We start from the raw sequence: 4,191 nt of genomic DNA on the forward strand, positions 1-4,191 counted from the left end.
CGATGTCGTCGAAGTTTGGACACCAAGAGGATTTTGAGAAGGTAATTGCCAGAGGTGAAGAAGGGACTATCTATATTGATGATGGCAATGAACTGGAGTTCTTTGAGGTGCTGGAGATGGTCAAGCCAGATTTGGTGTTGACTGGGCCACGGGTGGGTGCTTTGGTGAAGAAGTTGCATTTGCCTTATGTGAATGGTCACGGCTATCACAATGGTCCTTATATGGGTTTTGAAGGTGCGGTGAATATGGCTCGCGATATGTACAATGCCATTTATTCTCCTCTGATGAAATTGGCTCAATCTGATATCCGTGGTGAGCAAAATCTGCCAAGTACCAATGGTAATGGCAACGGTAAAGCAACAAAAGAGCTATCTGAGCAAGTCGTTTCTTTAGTTCAACAGCAAGTTAAGGAAGCCACTGCACAGGTCAAACAGCCAGCTAAGGAAACTGCGCCACAGGTTCAAAAGCCAGCTAAGGAAGCTGCGCCAGTTCAACCACAAGCTAAGGAAACTGCGCCACAAGTTCAAGCGCAAGCTAAGGAAGTTGCACCACAGGTTCAAAAGCCAGCTAAGGAAGTTGCACCACAGGTTCAAGCGCAAGCTAAGGAAGTTGCACCACAGGTTCAAGCGCAAGCTAAGGAAATCGCGTCATACATTCAAGAACGAGCTGCGGAAGTCACAAAATTAATTCAAGAACGTTGTTTGTGGCAGTTTCACTCTCGTGCATGGGATCGGGAAGAAAACATCAATGGTGTTCTCAATATGGCCGCCCAAATCTTGACTGGAGAAAAGGTGGTTCTAGAAACCTTGATCGAAAGGGGTTTTTATGCAGATGCGAAGATCCTTTCGGCTGACCTGGAAATTAGGTTTGCATGGTTAAATAGCATGGAGAACTCGCAAAAGAAAGCAGTACTGGAATCTGTTAAGGCAATGCTGATCGATATTGTAATAACCAAGTCGAAGAATGGTGAATTACATTATTCGCTTTATTAAAGCAATTAGATCGGTAATTCAACCAAACTAGGACTTACGCAAAGGTAAGGAAAAACTAACCACAGAGGACGCAGAGGCTACGGGGAAATGAGAGTTTGAGAGGGTTTTTGCGTAAGTCCTACAAACGAACGGCGTTGTTGAATTAGAGTCAAGTCATCCTGTTAGTGTTTGTGCAGAAATTTTCTTACAGAGTAGAGACTTACAGAGTAGAGAGCAATGTCACCGACGGGCTACACCAAAAGTATTCCTAAGAAGCTTGGTATCTGACTACAGAAGCATCTCATCTAGCTTTCAAGATTTTCACGAAATTCAATTCTACTTTTCTTCTGTAATCGATGCTATGAGTAGCTTGCTTCTTGGTTGGATGCAGCGTTAGCTTGCCGCAGACATCGCTCTACTTTCTTAAGCTCAAAAAGACACTTCATCTCTTCGTTCAGCAACGCCAAACACGCATCACGCAATTTTTTACCACATAGGAGTCAAGAGAATGTCTTTAGTCGTCAAACAGAAAGAACGCAAGGGAATCATCAATCCTATATTTACTTGTCAGCCTGCTGGGGCTGAATACGCTTCCATCGGAATCAAAGATTGTATTCCCCTGGTGCATGGAGGACAGGGATGTAGTATGTTCGTTCGTCTCCTGTTTGCCCAGCATTTGAAGGAAAATTTCGACATTGCTTCTTCTTCACTCCATGAAAATAGTGCTGTTCTTGGAGGACAGCCACGCATTGAGGAAGGCGTAAAGACCTTAGTAGCACGATATCCCGATTTACGGATTATCCCAATTATTACGACTTGTTCAACTGAGACAATTGGGGACGATATCGAAGGAACCATTAACAAGCTCAACGGCTTTTTAAAGGAGGCTTATCCCGATCGCAAGGTTATTCTTGTTCCTGTACATACCCCCAGTTACAAAGGCTCTCAAGTCACTGGCTATAATGTCGGTGTACACGCAATCATTTCTAGCCTAGCAAAAAAAGGCGAACCAACTGGCAAGTTGAACATCATCACTGGGTGGCTTAATCCTGGAGATGTGATTGAAGTTAAGCGCATCTTAAAAGAGATGGACGTTCCAGGAAACATCTTACTGGATACAGAAACCTTCGATGCGCCCACCATGCCCGATAAAACAAGTTTTGCCTTTGGGAATACAACCATTGAAGAAATTGCTGATTCTGCCAATGCGTTGGGAACTATTGCCTTATGCAAATATGAAGGCGGTAGCGCAGCCGAATTCTTACAAGAGAAGTTCAAAGTTCCGGCAATCATTGGCCCAACACCAATTGGTATCAAAAATACCGACATCTGGCTGCAAAACATCAGTAAATTGACTGGCAAACCAATACCAGAATCTTTAGTTAGAGAACGCGGTAAAGCTATTGATGCGATCGCAGACCTTGCACACATGTTTTTCGCCAACAAAAAGGTCGCTATTTACGGAGATCCCGATTTAGTAATTGGTCTAGCAGAGTTCTGCTTAGAAGTTGAGTTAGAGCCAGTGCTAATGTTGTTGGGAGACGACAACAAAGCCTGCACCAAAGACCCAAGAATTGCCGAGTTGGAGAAGCAAGCAGCTTGTGATATCGAAGTTATCTGGAATGCAGACCTTTGGGAATTAGAGCGCCGCATTACAGATAAATCCCTCGAAATCGACTTGATTCTAGGTCATTCAAAAGGTCGATATATTTCTATCGACAACAAAATTCCGATGGTTCGGGTAGGCTTCCCCAGCTTTGACCGCGCAGGTCTGTGGAAATACCCCGTGATTGGTTATAAAGGAGCAGAATGGCTAGCAGACAACATTGCCAACGCCATGTTTGCAGATATGGAGAACAAGCACGAGCGCGAGTGGCTCTTAAACGTTTGGTAAGAGGGTGATGTGTATGGGGGATGGCATCTATCCACAGTGGTATTTCTGTCATCCACCCCCAACTGTCTCGCCAAATCATTAGATGGTATTTCCATCTGAATTTTACGATACTTAGCAATGCTACATCAATTGTAAACCAGGCAGCACCCGTTTAACTGATTAGTTAGAGGGCGGCTCAGTAGCCTGGTTTACGACTCACACGGTACTGCTAAAAAAGCTATTGAAAGACTGGAGAGCTATCATGACTGCAACAAGTATAGATAAGAATGTCGTATTTTACGGAAATTTGAGCGAACTCTATCGCTTGGCAAAAGAGGGTAAGATCAAGACCACTTTACAAGGTAGTCATACCCGCCCCTGTAAATTTTGGACTGCAACGAAGATTTTAAGTGGGATTAAAAATGCGATCGTCATTTCTCACGGGCCGAGTGGCTGTGCTTATGGTGTCAAGCGGGCATACAAACTGACCAATAGCCGCAATAGTGGTTCACCTTATGAACCAGTGGTGACTACGAACATGAGTGAGAAGGCGGTAATTTTTGGCGGGGAAAAAGAATTAGCAGGCGCGATTCGAGAAGTAGATGAAAAATACCATCCTGATGCGATCGTTGTTGCTACTAGTTGTGCGTCTGGTATTATTGGCGACTGTGTTGATGACGTAGTGAATAAAGCCCGCAGCGAAATCGATGCTGAGATCATGACGATACATTGTGAAGGATTCGCCGGGGAGTATCGCAGTGGATTTGATATCGTATTTCGGCAAATCGTAGACTTTATGGAGCCGCCAACTCCAGAGCGGAAAGCACAACTAGCCGATGCTGTCAATATTGTGGGCGCGAAGATGGGGCCTGAAAGGACGGAAGTCGAAACTGATGTCAAAGAATTGGTGCGATTAATAGAAGGAATGGGGGCACGAGTTCACAGCGTCATCGCTGGTGACTGTACTTTAGAAGAACTAAAGCAAGCACCGAGTGCGGCAGTAAACTGTACCTTATGTTTGGATCTTGGCTATACCATCGGCAAAGCCATGTCAGACAAGTTCGGTACTCCGCTAAACTCTACTATCCTCCCCTATGGAATTACCGCTACAGAAAAATGGCTCGAAGGGGCGGCAAAATATTTAGGGATGGAAGAACAGGCGGCTGCCCTAATGGAAAAGGAATATGCCGCAATCAAGACTGAATTTGAAGCAGCTAAGAGTTATATAGAAGGGAAGTTAGCGATTATCGAAGGACATGATGCTATCAAGTGCTTATCCCTTGCTCACATGTTGGATCGTGATTTTGGGATGCGTGTAGTAATCTATAACTTCCATCCCTGGAGTAC

The 4,191-nt window shown here is 44.6% G+C and carries 3 protein-coding genes; all 3 read left to right on the forward strand.

What is annotated here, in order from left to right; translation table 11 throughout:
• A partial coding sequence (gene vnfG / locus CDG79_RS39430) for a V-containing nitrogenase subunit delta (RefSeq protein ID WP_143855738.1) occupies positions 1-992 on the forward strand: 992 nt, incomplete at its 5' end.
• Positions 993-1,479: 487 nt separating this feature from the next.
• The gene (gene vnfK / locus CDG79_RS39435; protein WP_094346904.1) at positions 1,480-2,865 is read left to right on the forward strand and encodes a V-containing nitrogenase subunit beta; all 1,386 of its coding nucleotides are present in this window, start codon (positions 1,480-1,482) and stop codon (positions 2,863-2,865) included.
• Between the two features lie 241 nt (positions 2,866-3,106).
• A partial coding sequence (locus tag CDG79_RS39440; protein WP_094346905.1) for a nitrogenase component 1 occupies positions 3,107-4,191 on the forward strand: 1,085 nt, incomplete at its 3' end.

The sequence above is a fragment of the Nostoc sp. 'Peltigera membranacea cyanobiont' 232 genome (assembly GCF_002245985.1).
Classification (GTDB): Bacteria; Cyanobacteriota; Cyanobacteriia; order Cyanobacteriales; family Nostocaceae; genus Nostoc.

Excerpts from the sequence above, each read along its gene's own strand:
- vnfK (WP_094346904.1), top strand. The coding sequence starts at position 1,480 with ATGTCTTTAGTCGTCAAACAGAAAGAACGCAAGGGAATCATCAATCCT.